The sequence below is a fragment of the Bacillus sp. BC05(2025) genome (assembly GCF_056725905.1).
On the sequence record NZ_JBWYRA010000002.1, the window covers coordinates 1 to 16,857 of the forward strand.

The window sequence follows — 16,857 nt, forward strand, 5'->3', positions numbered from 1 at the left end:
TTGTTTACGTGTTAATTCCCCGCGATGTAATTCTTTACATAACTCACTATCTTTAATGAAAATCACGCGTTTACAGTAACTTGCCGCAAAAGCGTCATGCGTTACCATTAAATTTGTTGAGTTATCCTGCTCGTTTAATGACTTCATGCTTTCTAATAAATCTGTTGCTGATTTAGAATCAAGCGCTCCTGTTGGCTCGTCTCCAAAGATCATACTTGGATTTGTAACAATTGCACGAGATGCTGCGCAGCGCTGCTTCTGTCCTCCAGATACTTGGTATGGGAATTGATTTAAAATATGATCAATCCCAAACTTCTTCGCAATTTCCAAAACGCGTCGATCAATTTTACTCGCTTCCACTTTTGATAGCGCAAGTGGAAGCGCAATATTCTCTTTCACCGTTAGCGTATCTAATAAATTAAAATCTTGGAAAATGAACCCTAAATGATTCCGGCGAAATAACGCCAGCTTATCATCATTCATCTTCCCGATGTTTTCTCCATCAATGAAAATCTCCCCTTTGGTCACAGTATCAATTGTTGAAAGAACGTTTAATAACGTCGTCTTACCGGATCCAGAAGGTCCCATAATACCAACGAACTCACCTTCTTGCACTTGTAAGTTAATCCCTTTTAAAGCTGCAAATTTATTTCCACCTGTGTCGTATACCTTTTTTATCTGTTTTCCTTCTAATACTGTTTTCATTTCTTATCCTCCCTTGATTCAATACACATATAAAGGGTATAGATAATTAATTAAATAAAAAGTAAGGAAAACATTAAATTTCCATTAAATTTTTTATCTCCTTCCATTTTGCAATCTTATTTCAAACCTTGCTCTTAGTTCATTATTTTCAGTGGAGACTATCTACTTATGTAGTTTAAAAATCCCCTTAGCAACATTTCATTCATGGTATATAAATTAAATATACTTAAAATATCTTTCTATACATGCATAAAAGATTAACTATAATAAGTTCCTTGAAAACTACCAACCGTTTGTAAAGGTATACCTTTACAAACGAAGGGGCCATATCTATGCAACATTGAAATATCCCCAAAACACAAATAACACACTAAATTCGCATTAATAACTGTTGTAGTGATATAAACTTTTCGTTTTGAGATACCTTAAAATATTAGCTTTATGGGCATGGAACAGCAGTCTAATATGCTTGAATAATAATCTTTGTAAGCGGCTAAAAAATAATTGCTGAAATAGAGTCAAGCATATAATCAAAAAGGACAAACCCTCTAAGGTGAGAAGTTTGTCCAAAATTACAATCTATTTGATTTAACAATATAAAATTTAATTACGATAGAAATCTTTCTTTGTTCATATCCTACGACTTTCGCATGAGATCCAACAATAGTGAATTAGAATAATGACTTTATACTTGCTAGGACAGTAAGGATACCTATAACAATAACAAATACATTGCTATATCACATACTATTTTAATAGTTAATTTAATCGTTACAATTGAACTACTTTATATGTTAATCCCTGATTCATGAAATTCTCTCCTAGCCTATTTATTCTAGGTGAACTAAGGGGATTATACAAAGCGAAATATCATCAACATAAAATTCATATAAGTAACCCTCTAATTTTCAGTTATTTCTAATTATTGCATGAATATTTTTCTTATTTTTTGTTCTAAATTGCATTTTCATTTACTATTTTATTTATGGATAAGAAATTATTATTTGTTCCCTTCTGATAGCTTTCTACAGTTACCTTTAGAGGAAAAACATCAATTTATTAGGATAATACCATATTAAATTTGATAATGTAGTATCATTAGATTCTTTAAAATCATTAAAACTCTATTAACATTGTTAAAAATGAGGGAATCGTCTTAAAATTGGGCTTAGCATTGTAAACCCGCATTTTCCTGATGGTACCACATAACCATCAACTTAAGAATTTTTATAACACCCTCAAGATGAAATTTTTTTCATTTTGGAAGTATTTACTTTCTTATCTTGATGAGCATATGGTACCACCAAATGCCCATCACCAAAAAAACAAAAATGAGTTCATCTTCTCCTAAGTAGCCTTGAGAAATGAACTCATTTTATATCTATCAATATTTTTTTTCGATTAACTGAGAACTCGTCTGATAGTATACTTTCATTACCTCTTTTGGAACCATACTCCCCCCAGTTCCCCACACTATATGAATACCTTGATTCAATTTTTTGGTTAAATCATTATTTGTTATATACCTTTTTCCTTCTTTATACAATTTAATTGGCCCAATCATACCCGCTAATGCTGATGGTTCCAACTCTATCCCCTCTGTATCTACTAATCCTTTTAGTAACTTGTATAGATGGTTATCGCTAACTGTATATATACCACTTAAAAATGGCTCTATTGTTTTACCTACAAATCCAGATGCTCTTCCCACGGCGAGTCCGTCTGCATCTGTTTTATTGTCAATCCCAAAATCTTGCACAGATATTCCATCATGCAACCCAGTCATCATACCTAATAGCATACAAGGGGAATGAGTAGGTTCTGCAAAAAACACATGCACATTATCTCCATACATTAACTTTAAACCAAACGAAACACCACCTGGGCCTCCGCCTACTCCACATGGCAAATATACAAATAGAGGACAAGATTCGTCGACTTTTATTTGAAGTTCCTCTAATTGTGCATGTAAGCGCGCAGCAGCTACAGCATAGCCTAAAAATAAATGCCTTGAATTTTCATCATCGATAAAATAACACATCGGATTCTTATCAGCTTGTTTTCTGCCTTCTTCTACCGCTTTACTGTAGTCCGATTTATATTCAATAACAGTAACCCCTTTGCTTCGAAGTAAATCCTTTTTCCACTTTTTCGCATCTGCTGACATATGAACAGTTACATTAAATCCTAACTTCGCACTCATAATTCCAATGCTTAAACCTAAATTTCCAGTAGAACCTACTGCAATAGAATAATTTGAAAAGAAATCCCTGAACTTTTTACTATCTAGTACGGAATAATCATCTTGTTCATGTAATAAATGATGTTCAAATGCTAAGTCTTCAGCGTGTTTCAGTACCTCGTATACTCCTCCTCTAGCTTTAATAGATCCTGATATTGGAAGATGACTATCACATTTTAATAGCAATTCTCCTAATATAGGCTGCCCGTAATTTTTCTCTAAAGACCTTTTCATAGAAGGTATCTTCACTAACGGTGATTCTATAATGCCACCCATTTCTTTCGTTTCTGGAAACACTTTCGCAATGTATGGTGCAAAACGCTTTAACCTTTCTTCTGCATCTTTTACATTCTCTTCATTCAATGGAGAATCTTTTATTGCCGTTTCATACTTTTCCATATTCGGATTCACCCAAAATACTTCTTCTGTTGCGATTAATTTATTTATTAGTGGATATTCCTCTTTTACATTCTCTATTCTCTTCATTTTTCTTCCTCCTCATAGCCTTGTAGCTTATGATTCAATAAATTATAATTAAATTAATTTTAATATAGTTTAACATAAATTATTAACTTTAGTTAATTTAAATTTAATTTATTTAAATGTAATTTAATAATTAGTAAGGAGCTTTTTATTATGGAAAATATAGATATTGGTAAAAAAATTGAAAAACAAAGAAAAGAAAAAGGCTTAACGAGTAAAGACTTAGCGAAGATGGCCGATATTACACCATCTATGTTAAGTCAAATTGAGCGCGGATCTGCTAACCCTTCAATTCAAACATTAAAAGTACTCGCTAAAGCGTTAGAAGTTCCAACATTTAGCTTTTTACTTGAAGATACAAATACAGACGATTTAATTGTACGTTCTCATAAACGAAAAAAAATGATTATCGATAATTTATCATATGAATTGTTATCACCTGATTTCACAGGAAATTTAGCAACAGCAATTATGACTGTTCCGCCAAATACAGCTTCATCAGAAAATGTACTAGAACATAAGGGTGAAGAATTGGCATTTGTATTAGACGGAACAATTACATTGTATTTAAACGAAGAAGAGTACACTTTAGAAACTGGTGATAGTGTAAAAATACCCGCTTATTTAAAACATAAATGGGTAAATCAATTCGAGAAAAATGCAATCGTTTTATTTTCTGTTACTCCGCCGATTTTTTAATCTAAAATAAAAAAGATAGCCACGCATGGATATACTCCATATGTAGCTATCTTTTTACTTTTTCGGCACCAACAAAATTCCTAAACTAATAATAAAGAAGCTCATTATTTGCTGTATTGATAAACCAAATAAAACCGAGTGTTGTTCACTAATAAGCGAAATAATAATATGAGCAACACCCTCAACTATTAGAAAAACACTTATGTTCTTTCCATTTCCGAGTCTTTCATTTTTCATCCATAACAAGCCCATTATACAAAGGGCAAGAATGATCTCGTATGCGAAAATGGGGTGATATAAAAATTTAGATTCATATACTTTCACACCCCAAGGCAGTGTCGTTTGTACGCCTACTTTTTGGTGGAATAGAAAATAGAAAACAATACTCATACATAGTGCAATAGGCAATGTATCAAGTAAAATACGAAGCGAAAATTGCTCCTTTTTACTTTTCCAAACAATGTATGCACCCGCAATTACACATCCTACTATCATATGCTCCATACTTCCTATAGCTAATAATGCTTGCACTGGCGACCTAAAAGCCCATACTGGATTTAAAAACGCCGGTGCAAATTTCCATACAAATACGATGATAAGAAAGGCATTTGTTACTGCATCCATCATTTTTTCATATGGTACACTTTCGTTCTTCATCTTTCTTTTCATCAACATAAATCCAAATAGACTTCCAATGATAAGAGATACGGGTTGTAACCTCACGATCCACTCCATTAATACAAAATCACCTTAATTCTCAATTAATTTCTTAAATTTCTCTTCTAATTGATCCGGAGGTAATACACCTCGTACTTGCTCTACGATAATTCCATCTTTATCAACAAAAAATGTCGTTGGTAACGAGAATACTTTATAATCTAATCCAGCTACTCCATCCATATCTAGTAAAACAGGAAACTTAAATCCGTGACGATCTGCAAATGCGCTCGCTTCTTGTACCGGATCTCCGATTGTTGCATTTACTGCAAAGATTTCAACGTCCTTTTTATATTTATCATACATTTGAACTAAGTCAGGTGCCTCCATTTCACATGGACCACACCACGATGCCCAAAAATTAATAAGATATGGCTTTCCTTTTGCATCATGTAACGAATGCAGCTTCCCGTCTAATCCTTTTAACGTTATGTTTGGCGCTTTAAATCCTACTTGTGGTAATACTTCTGTTTTTTGTAACTCCGCTTGTTTTGCTTTTCTTTCTTTCTCTTCTTTTTTTGTATTATAAAAGTTCACTCCGGCCCAAATTAGTGCCCCGGCCAGTATAATCGCAATTAGTTTCTTCACTTTTCTTCCTCCCCATTATTAAAAGCCTGTAAATCCACCGAATAGACGAATAAAGAATGCTGTAATTTTCGTCATTTGATTTGTATACAATAAAATTCCTGTTACAATCATCATTCCGCCGCCAATTTTCATCATGACATTGGCGTATGTAACGATCCATTTTACCTTCCCAATAAAGAATGCCATCACGAAAAACGGAACCGCAAACCCAAGAGTATATGCGGTAATATAAAGAAGTGCTCCTTCAGGATTCGTCGCACCAAGCATGAGTACAGCTGAAAATATCGGTCCAACACACGGCGTCCACCCCGCTGCATATGTCATACCGACTATAATCGAACGAATATATCCAGTCGATTTACTTTTATACTGCACCTTTTTCTCTGCCATAAGCCACTTAGGCTGAAACAAGCCTGTCATAAACAGTCCCATCAAAATAATAAAAATCCCACCAATTTGTTGAATCAATTTTTGGTTAGACGAAAATGTTATTCCAATCCAGCTTACCGATAAACCTAACGCATAAAATATAACCGAAAATCCGATCATAAAAAATACGGTATGCATAATCGCTGATTTTTGCATCATTCCACGATTTTCTTTTAAATCTTGAATAGACACACCTGTAATATATGATAAATAAGATGGATATAGCGGCAAAGAACATGGTGATACAAATGACAATACCCCTGCTCCAGCTACAAGCCAAATCGTTAAATCTGCTGCATTCATTTTATTCCCCCTAAAACACTACAAGGAGTAGTGTTAATTGTTAAAAAAAAGAGGCTATATGCACTCTCCGACAATAAGTACAACTGACATACAGAATAAACCTAATGTGACATATACTGAATTCGTATGTAACGGAATAGTAAGTTTAAAAACTTTTTCATGCAACACTTGCTCGATTCGTAAATTTATTGCTGTTTTGGCAAATGAAGCTGTCACACATCGATTTTCCATTGTCTTTATTTTAATTAATTTTAATAACGCGCTGCCTAACTCAAATTTAGATTTCATTTTTTGCATTGCATACTTATCTGCAGCTAACTCCTGATACACATGATAGCGCTGCAATAGCCCTTTTAATATCGGGATGTAAATCATTCCTTCTGCTAATAACGTAAAACAAAATAATTTTAATGGGTCTCGATTCGTTTGATGATATTCTTCATGAAAAATAATCGCATCCATTTCTTCCTCTGAAAACGTTTGAAGCATCCCTTCTGACATGACAACTTTCGGACGAAATAACCCAATTGTAAATGCCGCAACTTCCTCAGTCGGCAATATATATATTTGTTTTCCTTTTCGAATGAAAGGGATAAGTACTTTTTGTAACTTTTTACTATAGAAAAATTGTCGCCAAATTCTTTTGCACACGATGAATACAGTAAATAGTAAAAATCCAGCAATTATAATACGAATGAGCGATAATTCCTTCATATGTTGTTCTAACTGGAACAAGCAAAAATTCGAAAGAAAGAACGCCTTATTTTGAAACAGAAATGGATATGTAACGTAATACACTAACATACTGAAAAAAAGGGCACTAACAATGACTGCTAACAATACGATTTTACGCATTTGCCATTTCATTTCATTGATCCTCTTTTTTTAATTGATTCAATTTGTCTTCTAATTTTTTTATTAAAATCGGATCAACCTGTTCTAACTCGTCTAGCATATGATTTACAACTAAATCTCCAAATTCCCCCATCAATTCCTGTGTCATTTTCTTCGTTTGATTGGATAAGAATTCATCTTTTGTTTGCACCGCACGATATATACCACTTCTTTTCACAGTCTGTTTTTCTAAGTGTAATTTCTCTACTAACCTGTTCATAACTGTCATTACAGTATTAAAATTCACAGGTGATTCTTCACTTAGTTTCTGTTGCACTTCTTTAATCGTAGTACCGTCAGTAGACCAAACAATCTCCATAATCTTCGCTTCAAGTGGTCCAAAGAAATGGTTTAACCCTTGCTCATTTAACTTATAGTTTTGAGTAAACATCGTATAGCTCCTTTCACACTACGAATTGTAGTATAAATGAAATGAAAGGTCAAACGTAAATGCTATACACTAAAATTCACTCCCCCATTTCATTCACTGTAAACCTAACTTCTCTCCAAATGTTTCAAACAGATACTGCTCTAATATTTGCACACTAAACTTCTCATTACGCCCTAATGCAAATAATTCCCGATCTTTTGCTACGATCGTATCTAACGGAATAACGACATTATCCACTATTTTTGTAATTTCAATGATATTACTTTTTACATTTACCTCTGTTTTAAATTCAACATTTTCTAATACGATATGTGAACGTCTTCCTGATGTAAAAAAAGTAAAGTTAGGATTTTTAACAACACCAATTTCAGCTTCTAATGCATATAAGTAGTGAAAAATTATATCTCTATGTCCATCTTTTATTATTTTTTCATCCTTCTCATCATCTAAGTATTCTTTCACCTTCGCTGCAAACTCAAATCGAAAATCCACCTTTTTCACACTCCCTCTCTGTATTTTTATATTAAATAAATATATTGAAATAATTTTACCATATTGTAATACAAGTTCCTATTAAAAGTAAAAAAACGATTTGTGAAATCTCTATTATTTCCGGTTCCTTTTGAAAGTATAAACACTAATTCAATTTGAATTAATGCCTCGTTATATCCATTTAAACATATTGTTTCCATATTTTGAAACGATAGTATGAAATGTTATATATTGATAAATTGTTTCTAATTCATTTTACTATATAGTTATCACCACCTTTACTATTCCGATATATTGAAACTGCATTTTCTACTTATTCATTACATGACAGAAGGAATGTAACTCTCTTTTATCGAATTTTTATATAACGAAAATGATTAGGTGGTGCTTTACTATGAATTTAGCTGTCATTGGTGGCGGTGATTTACAAGATTCCAATCACTCGCCTATTAATGAGCGACTTATAGAATTAACAAATAAACAGTATCCAAACGTATTATTCATTCCTACAGCTAGTCATGATGATGAAAACTATATAAAATTATTTTTAGACACGTTTGAAAAACAATTACACTGTGAAGTACAAATTTTACGCACTATAACCGATACACCTTCTAAATATGAAATAGACGAAATGATTCAATCAGCTGATTTAATTTATCTCGGTGGCGGGAACTATATTCACATGCTTACAGAATGGAAAGAACATAAACTAGATGAGAAATTATTATATGCTTTGCAGCAAGGAACGCTCATTGCAGGGTATAGCGCTGGTGCTATGTGCTGGTTCACTTCTAGCATTCGATCAGATTATGAAGGCTCTGGTTATATAGAAAGCAACGGCTGGGGGATTGTGAACAAAAGGTTTTGCCCACATTATAATCAATTAAATAGAATGAACGCCTTCCATTCCTTTTTACAAAACCATCAAGGTAATATAGAAGGAATTGCACTAGAGGATAATTGTGCTCTATATATTACAGAAGAATCTTTTGAAATCATCGGTGAACCTGAAAAAGCGTGGGAATTTTATATGAGTGATAACAAACTTATTAGACAACATTTTGATATTACTTTAAAAAGCTATTTATAAACTTACACTTACAAAAAGTGTCCCTAAGTATAATAACTTAGGGACACTTGCATGATTTAACTCACTAATCGTGTAATTCGTTTCTTCTGCCATGAAAGCTTATAATATGCATACTGTAAAATTAAGCTGACAATAAATGCCGCTGGGTATCCAATCCATATCCCTTCTATGCCAAGACTTGTATGGTAAGAAAGGTAATACGCTACAGGTACTTCAACAAGCCAAATTGAAACGACGCCAATAACAGTTGGCCATAATACTGTACCGCTTGCTCGCATTGTCGCACTAATAATTTGCGCATGACCGAAAATTAAATAACTCCATAATGTGATCATAACTAGGCTATGAGCAATTTCAATTGTAGTTTGACTCGTTAAAAATAGTGCTAGAATGTCTCTTGAGAATAAGTAAATAAGAGATATTAACACACCACCGATGACGTAGTTCATAATAATTCCGGCCTTCACAACTTTCTGCAATCGATCAAATTGGTTTGCACCAATTGATTGTGCAGCAAAAATGGAAACTGTAATACCGAGACTAACAGCTGGCATTTGTACATAACTTGCAACTTGGTTCACAACTCCATAAGCTGCTGTTGCATCCGAACCGTAACGATTTACAAACGCGATTACCGCAATTTCTGATAATGAAACTAATATCATATTAATACTCGCTGGAATACCGAGTCGTAGTAATAGCTTTAATAAACCCCAATCCATTCGAAGATATTTCCTTACCGTACTATCTAATTGTAGTGGGTGATTTTTTTTCTTTAAATACACTAACATGACAATAAACGTAATAACTGTAGAAATAACAGAAGCATAGGCTGCTCCATACACATCTAATTTCGGAGCTCCTAACCATCCAAAAATAAGAATTGGTAATAAGATCATATTTAGCGCTGTACTTACAATTAAAAAGTAAAATGGCGTTTTAGAATCTCCTGTACCTCTCATAAACGTTGTGTATGCAAAATATAAAAATAAGACTGGCATCGATATAAATAAAATACGCGCATAATGAACACTTATATCAATAATATTTTCTGGCGTTCCCATAAGGCGCATAATGTCCAGCGCAAAAATACTACCTATTATCGCCAACACAACTCCAATAATAAAGGTAAATGTCAGTGTCGTACCAACGATAGCTTTTAAACGATCTTCGTTTTTAGCTCCAAACGCCTGACCAATTAAAATCGAACTACCTGAACCAATACCAATTACAAATGAAACGAGTAAGAAAAATAGTGGGAAGAATGCTGATATGGCTGCTAAATCATTCACTCCAAGCCACCTTCCTACTACTACCATACCGAATAATTGTCCAATCGATTGTAATACATTGCTTAATAGTAACGGTACTAAAAACATGGACATCGATTTCCAAATCGGTTTACTCTCACTTTCTAGCTTTTGTGACTCCGCACCTTCTTTATTGTTATCTGTAGGTGGTTTCAAATTTCATTTCTCCTTTTATTAAAAATCTGTTTTCAACTTCTACCTCTTTGTATAGTTGTTATAATAATGTGCTTCTATTCATTTTCTTTTCTGTATTATTATAACTTCACCCAATATTCGCTTCCATCAGCTGTTCTATCTAAAAACCCGTATTCGATTAAATATCTTCTTAAAGTTACAAAATCTGGGTAAATACTTTCTATAATCGTATTTACTTCTTTTTCAGTGTACTTTTTATTACTATCAAACTTCGTCACTAAATGGCGTAATATAATTAATTTACGCTTTTGCTTTTTCGGGAATTTAGAAAGTGGTCCATCTAATCCTTTTGTAAAATGCGCTTTTAATACTTCATCATTTTCTTCTTCCGTAATATTGTAGCGATCATCTACCATCGTTGCGGTTCTATGAATCGGTACAAATTTCGTTTGTACTTTTGCTTTTTCTTCTGACAGTTCCATTAACGCTAAAAACACTTTCGCTTGCTTCATTTTCTCTCGAAGTGTAAATCGATGATTTCGAATGGTTGAGGTACTTCCACCATCCATCTCTTTTACAATCTCTTTATCATTCAGCCCCATATGGAAAAACTGAACCATTTTCTTTTGCAAATCAGTTAAACCAGTGTACTTCTTATCAAGGTTTAATAAATAATCAAACATAGATGTATGTTCATTTTGCACATGCAATTGTACAAACTTCTCTGCTTCATACAAAACTTGATTATCTTGATAAATTACACCCTTAATAAACACTTCGCCACAAGCTAAACAAATATACTCTTCTGCTTCCGCTTCAAATACATACCCTTTCTTCAATTGCTCAACCGAAGCATCCCAAAACTTCTCTGAAATATCACTCATACTAAACACCCCTTTAAAACGTTTGTTTAAAAACAAACAAATTTCAATAACGTTTACTATCACTTCATCATCTTAACATAACATAAATAAACATTTCAACATTTCGTTTACCCATTTTACAAACTTTTATAAAAACGTCTATTAAAAGGGTTTAATACAATGAAAAGCGAATGCGTTTATGTAAATTCATTTTATAGGATGTGAAATATGCTATTCAATATTTAAATGATAAAGAACTGATTAAACAGCGGACCGGTATTCACTCATTTCAAAACTTCAGCATTCAATTGTAAATACAAAAAAGGTGTTTCCGTATAAGAAAACACCTTTTACCTTCTATAATATTCTATTTATAATCTCTACTAACACTTTACTTGTCTGTACGAATATATTCTTTCGATTTTCAACAAATGTATTAGCGCAACTCCCCATAATCATCATACAACTAATTATGACTAACGCTACCTTTCTATTCTTGTAAGTCACTTCATACCTCTCCACTATTACAAAATTCCATTTAAATTTATCCCACTTTAATGGGCAGTAAGACCCCCACCTCAAAATGCAGCGAAAGCAAAGAAGTTAGGTGGGGGATGAAGAAAACCCCACTGATTAAAGTTTCACTTTATCCCATCAGGAAATTTTACATGAATAATAAAACGTGTGAATATGCAATTATGCATATTCACACGTTTTATTACGATGTTATGATTTAATTTAGTTAGAGTACACGTAAACCGAGGTGACTAACTTGAAATTCCAAGCGAAAAAGAATCCATTTCACGTCATTTTTATTACATTATTTATCACTATTTTTCTCGTTTCGCTATTCTTCCAAAATGAAAATTCTATTTTTTTCACTCTTATGATGCTATTAAATATCGTAAATCTTTCTTCATTCTATCTCTCTCACTACAACGTAACGGAATCATCTCTTATCGTAAAACATGGTTTCATATTGCATACTGAAATTCCATTTGAAGATATTCGCCACATTAAATACTCTGGTAAAAAACTTCATTCAAAGAAATGGACTAGACAACAATTAGAAATCCATTACAATTTATTTGACTCAGTAACAGCTTTTGTACCCCAAGAAGAAGAAAAGTTCATGTCACTCTTAAAAGAAAACTGTCCACATATGAAAGTATTGAATATGCCTGCTAACAAATAATATATTTTGGTACTTGCAGTAATACAAATAGAAAAGATAAATATTAAAGAAGCCAAGACTCTATGATAAGAATCTTGGCTTTGTCTATTATTCTTTCGGAGCAATCATTTTTTTCGGATCGACAATTTCATCGAATTGTTCTTCTGTTAGTAGTCCAGATTGCATTGCTGCTTCTTTTAGCGTTAACCCTTCTTTATGAGCATGCTTCGCAATTTTCGCTGCATTTTCATATCCGATATGCGGGTTTAATGCTGTAACAAGCATTAAGGAACGATTCACATTCTCTTTAATTACTTCTTCATCTGCTTCAATACCAACTGCACAATTATCATTAAATGAAACAATTGCATCTGCTAATAAGTGAGCAGATTGTAAGAAGTTATATGCAATAACAGGTTTAAATACATTTAACTCAAAATTGCCTTGGCTCGCTGCAAATCCGATTGTTGCGTCATTTCCCATTACTTGTGCTACAACCATCGTTAACGCTTCACTTTGCGTTGGATTTACTTTACCTGGCATAATAGAGCTTCCTGGCTCATTTGCTGGAATAATAATTTCTCCTAGCCCACTACGTGGACCACTTGCTAGCCAGCGCACATCGTTAGCGATTTTCATTAAATCAGCTGCTAATGCTTTTAACGCACCATGCGTATATACAACTTCATCATGGCTCGTTAATGCATGGAACTTATTTGGTGCAGAAATAAATTGCTTACCTGTAAATTGGCTTATTTCCTCTGACACCATCTCACCAAATTTAGGATGAGCATTAATGCCTGTTCCAACTGCAGTACCACCAATTGCAAGCTCTTTCATATATGTATTGCTCTCAGCAATCATACGCTCTGTTTTTTCAAGCATACGGTGCCATCCGCTAATTTCTTGTCCTAATGTTAACGGTGTTGCATCTTGTAAATGTGTACGACCAATTTTTATAATATGTTCAAATGCAGTTACTTTTTCTGCTAACGTATCTTTTAATTTCGTAATTGCTGGTAATACGTGATTTTCTACTGCGATTACACATGCTACATGAAGCGCAGTTGGAAAAGTATCATTTGAACTTTGAGACATATTCACATCATCGTTCGGATGAATATGTACGTCAGATCCCTTCTCTTTTAAAATTTGATTCCCACGGTTCGCAATTACTTCATTCACATTCATGTTTGACTGTGTACCGCTACCAGTTTGCCATACGACAAGTGGAAAATGTTCATTCCATTTCCCTGCAATCACTTCGTCAGCTGCTGCCACAATTGCTTCTGCTTTTTCTTCTGATAGCTTTCCTAACTTTTGATTGGTAAGTGCTGCACTCTTCTTTAAAATGGCAAATGCTTTTACAATTTCAAGCGGCATTTGCTCTGTTCCAATCGGGAAGTTTTCTTTACTACGTTGCGTTTGTGCTGCCCATAATTTATCAGCTGGAACTTTAATTTCTCCTAATGTATCTCTTTCAATTCTGTACTCCATTTTTTCATCCCCTTGAAAATAAAATACCTACATCTCTTATAATAACAGACTTTCTCTTAAATGATAAGAATTCTCATTCGTATATGTAGATATTCTATACTTATTTTTAAAAATTCCTCTTGACCTAAACTTAAGTTTAGGCTGTATCCTTTCCTTTGTAACCTACTATAACACTACTGGAGGAATTCAACATGAAAAAATATGCTTTCATAACAGGTGCAAATAAGGGAATTGGATATGAACTTGTTCGTCAATTAGCAGAAAAAGATTATCACGTATTTTTAGGTGCTCGTAATAAACAACTTGGACAACAAGCTGTAGAATCTTTACATGTATCAAACGTTTCCTATATTCAAGTAGATATTTCAAGTTCACAATCCATTCAAGAAGCAATCAAGAAAATCCATGAAACGACTGACCACTTAGATTTATTAATCAATAACGCAGGCATAGCACTAGACTTTCATACGCTACCTAGTGAATTAAATATTGAAACTTTACGTCAAGGATTTGAAGTTAACTTTTTTGGAACATTCCAAATGGTGCAAGCCTTTTTACCATTATTAAAGAAATCAAGCAATAGTAAAATTATCAATGTAACAACTGACATGGCTTCCTTAAAAATGTTTGCTAACGGTGAAACACATCCAATTAATGCGTTAGGGTATAATTCCTCAAAAACAGCTATTAATGCTTTAACATTAGCTTTTAGTAAAGAATTTAGTACTAGCGGTCCAGAGGTTTTTGGAGTAACTCCCGGTTTTACAACTACTGACCTTAATGGCAATTCGCCAGGTGGCCATACGACCAATGAAAGTGCTAAAATTATTATTAAATATGCATTAAGTGAAACAAACTATAATGGTAAAATACTAAATAAAAATGGCATTATACCTTGGTAGTAAAAGGATGAATTCTATGTATTATACGATTGGTCAAGTCGCTAAAATGCACCACTTAACTATTTCTCAAATACGCTATTACGATAAACAAGGACTGTTCCCTTTTCTTAAAAGAAATGAAAAAGGTGATCGAGTTTTTGACGAAGAAGCGCTGAAATATTTAGAGATGATTTTATGTTTAAAAAACACCGGTATGCCGATCCAAAAAATAAAACAATTTATCGACTGGTCTATGGAGGGCGAATCTACAATCCTTAGGCAGTTGGAATTAATGCAACAACAGGAAACTAACGTCTTACAACTCATTCAAGACACTGAAAAAAACTTAAAAAAGATACAACAAAAAATTGCAAAATATAAGGACGAGATAACTTCTTCAACTCCAATTACAAAATAAAAAATCACCTTCTACATGTTGTAGAAGGTGATTTTTTATTTTATGATGCTTGCTTTCCTTTATCGACATCATCTACATACCAAATAAATTTGCCTGTATATCCGTAAATAACCGCTAAAATTAAAGATACGAAGCTTAACCACATAAATGGAACGTATGAGAACGTTGCTACACCTAAAATACCAGCCATAAAAATACCATTATCAGACCATGGAACCATACCTGAAGTTAACGTTCCACCTACTTCTGAGTTACGCGCTAATACACGTCGGTCTATTTTTAATTTATCATAGCTATCTTCCATAATTTTCGGTGTTAAAATTAGTGATACATACATTGCACAACCAAATATATTCGCTAAGAATGCCACGATTAATGTAGACAATGTTACATTACCTGCAGAATTTAATTTCTTCTCGAATTTTGATACGATTACCTTTAAAACACCTAGTTTTTCAAGTAATCCACCAAATCCTAAACCGAAAATAATAACGGCTACTGATCCAAGCATACCGTTAATTCCACCACGGTTTAATAACTTGTCCACAAATTCAACACCAGATTGAATTGAGAATCCGTTATACGCTGTTCCAATCGCCTCTCCAAAGTTCATTCCTTGGAAAAGAGTTGCCCAAATTGCACCAATTAAAGCTCCCATTGCAATTGTTGGCATAGACGGTCTCTTCAGTGCTAATAGAACAATAACAATAACCGCTGGAACAAGCATCCATATTTTAATATCAAATTGCTTTAATAAAGCTTCTTTTAAAAACTCTACTCGATTTAAATCTACATTATCGCCGCCATACATCCAACCAGCTACAGTAAACATAATGCTAGTAATAATGTAAGCCGGAACATCTAATACGAGCATAGCTCGAACGTGAGCAATAACATCTACTTTTGCCATAGAAGCTGCAAGAACGGTACTATCAGAAAGTGGTGATAATTTGTCGCCAAAATACGCTCCTGAAAGAACTGCACCCGCAACAAGTGGAAGTGGTAATCCAAGCCCTTCACCAATCGCCATCATGGCAATACCTGCTGTTCCAACTGTTCCCCATGATGTTCCTGTTGCGATAGAAGTGATCGAACAAATAATTAATGTTGCTAATAGGAATATGCTAGGGTGAATAAACTCTAATCCATAATAGATTAATGTTGGTACTACGCCACCAGCAATCCATGTTCCAATTAAAGCACCTACTGCAACTAAAATCAGTATTGCTTCTAATCCGTTAGAAATCCCTTTCGTAATTGCATCTTGCAATTCTTGATAACGAAATCCTAATCTTAATCCAAGCGCAATTACTAAAAACCATGAAATAAATAGCGCTAATTGAATTGGGAGATCAAAAATCGTTTGGAAGGAAAAGACAACAGCAAGAAATAGTAATAAAAGAACTATGATTTCTAGCATCGATGGTAATCTTACACTTTTCATTTTTTTCTCTCCTTACAAGTCGATAACATGACGTGTGTCGTCTTACATGTATGTAATATACAATTAGCGAAGACAAAACAAAATTTTCATATTATTTCG

17 protein-coding genes and 1 pseudogene are annotated in these 16,857 nt (G+C 33.6%); 5 read left to right on the forward strand and 13 right to left on the reverse strand.

Annotated elements, in window-relative coordinates; translation table 11 throughout:
- The 3 genes and pseudogenes from ACZ76X_RS05765 to ACZ76X_RS05775 form a co-directional block, all read right to left on the reverse strand.
- Nucleotides 1-705 (reverse strand): ABC transporter ATP-binding protein (locus tag ACZ76X_RS05765; RefSeq protein WP_479849881.1); only part of this gene is annotated, 705 nt, incomplete at its 3' end.
- A gap of 671 nt (nucleotides 706-1,376) precedes the next feature.
- A pseudogene (locus tag ACZ76X_RS05770) lies at nucleotides 1,377-1,442 on the reverse strand (septum site-determining protein); the annotation flags it as partial.
- Nucleotides 1,443-2,089: 647 nt separating this feature from the next.
- Nucleotides 2,090-3,433, reverse strand: coding sequence for a D-serine ammonia-lyase (locus ACZ76X_RS05775; RefSeq protein ID WP_479849882.1), 1,344 nt, complete (start codon nucleotides 3,431-3,433; stop codon nucleotides 2,090-2,092).
- A gap of 150 nt (nucleotides 3,434-3,583) precedes the next feature.
- Between ACZ76X_RS05775 and ACZ76X_RS05780 the strand changes: the two genes are divergently transcribed.
- Complete coding sequence (locus ACZ76X_RS05780) at nucleotides 3,584-4,129, forward strand: helix-turn-helix domain-containing protein (protein ID WP_479849883.1); 546 nt, start codon at nucleotides 3,584-3,586, stop codon at nucleotides 4,127-4,129.
- 54 nt (nucleotides 4,130-4,183) lie between these two features.
- Here the strand turns inward: ACZ76X_RS05780 and ACZ76X_RS05785 are convergent, their stop codons facing one another.
- From ACZ76X_RS05785 to ACZ76X_RS05810, 6 genes are all read right to left on the reverse strand, one after another.
- On the reverse strand, nucleotides 4,184-4,864 hold the full coding sequence (locus ACZ76X_RS05785) for a prolipoprotein diacylglyceryl transferase family protein (RefSeq protein ID WP_098671042.1): 681 nt from the start codon (nucleotides 4,862-4,864) through the stop codon (nucleotides 4,184-4,186).
- A gap of 15 nt (nucleotides 4,865-4,879) precedes the next feature.
- Nucleotides 4,880-5,434 (reverse strand): TlpA family protein disulfide reductase, encoded by a 555-nt coding sequence (locus tag ACZ76X_RS05790; protein WP_479849884.1) that lies wholly within the window; start codon nucleotides 5,432-5,434, stop codon nucleotides 4,880-4,882.
- An 18-nt stretch (nucleotides 5,435-5,452) separates the two neighbouring features.
- Nucleotides 5,453-6,166 carry a cytochrome c-type biogenesis protein CcdA gene (gene ccdA / locus ACZ76X_RS05795; RefSeq protein ID WP_479849885.1) on the reverse strand — a complete coding sequence of 238 codons (714 nt, stop codon included), beginning with the start codon at nucleotides 6,164-6,166 and terminating at the stop codon, nucleotides 5,453-5,455.
- A 54-nt stretch (nucleotides 6,167-6,220) separates the two neighbouring features.
- Nucleotides 6,221-7,033, reverse strand: coding sequence for a M56 family metallopeptidase (locus ACZ76X_RS05800; RefSeq protein WP_479849886.1), 813 nt, complete (start codon nucleotides 7,031-7,033; stop codon nucleotides 6,221-6,223).
- A gap of 1 nt (nucleotide 7,034) precedes the next feature.
- Entirely contained in the window at nucleotides 7,035-7,451 is a 417-nt protein-coding gene (locus tag ACZ76X_RS05805; RefSeq protein ID WP_479849887.1) for a BlaI/MecI/CopY family transcriptional regulator, read from the reverse strand.
- 93 nt (nucleotides 7,452-7,544) lie between these two features.
- Nucleotides 7,545-7,943 carry a DUF3942 family protein gene (locus tag ACZ76X_RS05810; RefSeq protein ID WP_342718945.1) on the reverse strand — a complete coding sequence of 133 codons (399 nt, stop codon included), beginning with the start codon at nucleotides 7,941-7,943 and terminating at the stop codon, nucleotides 7,545-7,547.
- 394 nt (nucleotides 7,944-8,337) lie between these two features.
- Between ACZ76X_RS05810 and ACZ76X_RS05815 the strand changes: the two genes are divergently transcribed.
- The gene (locus ACZ76X_RS05815) at nucleotides 8,338-9,036 is read left to right on the forward strand and encodes a peptidase E (RefSeq protein ID WP_479849888.1); all 699 of its coding nucleotides are present in this window, start codon (nucleotides 8,338-8,340) and stop codon (nucleotides 9,034-9,036) included.
- 56 nt (nucleotides 9,037-9,092) lie between these two features.
- On the opposite strand, the gene ACZ76X_RS05820 is transcribed toward ACZ76X_RS05815, so the two are convergent.
- Both ACZ76X_RS05820 and ACZ76X_RS05825 read right to left on the reverse strand, forming a co-directional pair.
- Nucleotides 9,093-10,502 carry an MATE family efflux transporter gene (locus ACZ76X_RS05820; protein WP_479849889.1) on the reverse strand — a complete coding sequence of 470 codons (1,410 nt, stop codon included), beginning with the start codon at nucleotides 10,500-10,502 and terminating at the stop codon, nucleotides 9,093-9,095.
- A gap of 98 nt (nucleotides 10,503-10,600) precedes the next feature.
- Nucleotides 10,601-11,365, reverse strand: coding sequence for a DUF2087 domain-containing protein (locus ACZ76X_RS05825; RefSeq protein ID WP_479849890.1), 765 nt, complete (start codon nucleotides 11,363-11,365; stop codon nucleotides 10,601-10,603).
- A 751-nt stretch (nucleotides 11,366-12,116) separates the two neighbouring features.
- Between ACZ76X_RS05825 and ACZ76X_RS05830 the strand changes: the two genes are divergently transcribed.
- Entirely contained in the window at nucleotides 12,117-12,539 is a 423-nt protein-coding gene (locus tag ACZ76X_RS05830; protein WP_098670666.1) for a PH domain-containing protein, read from the forward strand.
- An 87-nt stretch (nucleotides 12,540-12,626) separates the two neighbouring features.
- On the opposite strand, the gene fumC is transcribed toward ACZ76X_RS05830, so the two are convergent.
- The gene (fumC, locus tag ACZ76X_RS05835) at nucleotides 12,627-14,015 is read right to left on the reverse strand and encodes a class II fumarate hydratase (protein ID WP_479849891.1); all 1,389 of its coding nucleotides are present in this window, start codon (nucleotides 14,013-14,015) and stop codon (nucleotides 12,627-12,629) included.
- Between the two features lie 191 nt (nucleotides 14,016-14,206).
- On the opposite strand from fumC, the gene ACZ76X_RS05840 reads away from it, so the two are divergent.
- Complete coding sequence (locus tag ACZ76X_RS05840; protein WP_479849892.1) at nucleotides 14,207-14,917, forward strand: SDR family NAD(P)-dependent oxidoreductase; 711 nt, start codon at nucleotides 14,207-14,209, stop codon at nucleotides 14,915-14,917.
- A gap of 16 nt (nucleotides 14,918-14,933) precedes the next feature.
- Nucleotides 14,934-15,314 (forward strand): MerR family transcriptional regulator, encoded by a 381-nt coding sequence (locus ACZ76X_RS05845; RefSeq protein ID WP_479849893.1) that lies wholly within the window; start codon nucleotides 14,934-14,936, stop codon nucleotides 15,312-15,314.
- 40 nt (nucleotides 15,315-15,354) lie between these two features.
- On the opposite strand, the gene nhaC is transcribed toward ACZ76X_RS05845, so the two are convergent.
- Complete coding sequence (gene nhaC, locus ACZ76X_RS05850) at nucleotides 15,355-16,758, reverse strand: Na+/H+ antiporter NhaC (protein WP_479849894.1); 1,404 nt, start codon at nucleotides 16,756-16,758, stop codon at nucleotides 15,355-15,357.
- Nucleotides 16,759-16,857 lie beyond the last annotated feature (99 nt).

Excerpts from the sequence above, each read along its gene's own strand:
- ACZ76X_RS05800 (WP_479849886.1), bottom strand. The coding sequence starts at position 7,033 with ATGAAATGGCAAATGCGTAAAATCGTATTGTTAGCAGTCATTGTTAGT.
- ACZ76X_RS05775 (WP_479849882.1), bottom strand. The coding sequence starts at position 3,433 with ATGAAGAGAATAGAGAATGTAAAAGAGGAATATCCACTAATAAATAAA.
- ACZ76X_RS05815 (WP_479849888.1), top strand. The coding sequence starts at position 8,338 with ATGAATTTAGCTGTCATTGGTGGCGGTGATTTACAAGATTCCAATCAC.
- nhaC (WP_479849894.1), bottom strand. The coding sequence starts at position 16,758 with ATGAAAAGTGTAAGATTACCATCGATGCTAGAAATCATAGTTCTTTTA.
- ACZ76X_RS05780 (WP_479849883.1), top strand. The coding sequence starts at position 3,584 with ATGGAAAATATAGATATTGGTAAAAAAATTGAAAAACAAAGAAAAGAA.
- fumC (WP_479849891.1), bottom strand. The coding sequence starts at position 14,015 with ATGGAGTACAGAATTGAAAGAGATACATTAGGAGAAATTAAAGTTCCA.
- ACZ76X_RS05805 (WP_479849887.1), bottom strand. The coding sequence starts at position 7,451 with ATGTTTACTCAAAACTATAAGTTAAATGAGCAAGGGTTAAACCATTTC.
- ccdA (WP_479849885.1), bottom strand. The coding sequence starts at position 6,166 with ATGAATGCAGCAGATTTAACGATTTGGCTTGTAGCTGGAGCAGGGGTA.
- ACZ76X_RS05825 (WP_479849890.1), bottom strand. The coding sequence starts at position 11,365 with ATGAGTGATATTTCAGAGAAGTTTTGGGATGCTTCGGTTGAGCAATTG.
- ACZ76X_RS05785 (WP_098671042.1), bottom strand. The coding sequence starts at position 4,864 with ATGGAGTGGATCGTGAGGTTACAACCCGTATCTCTTATCATTGGAAGT.
- ACZ76X_RS05840 (WP_479849892.1), top strand. The coding sequence starts at position 14,207 with ATGAAAAAATATGCTTTCATAACAGGTGCAAATAAGGGAATTGGATAT.
- ACZ76X_RS05845 (WP_479849893.1), top strand. The coding sequence starts at position 14,934 with ATGTATTATACGATTGGTCAAGTCGCTAAAATGCACCACTTAACTATT.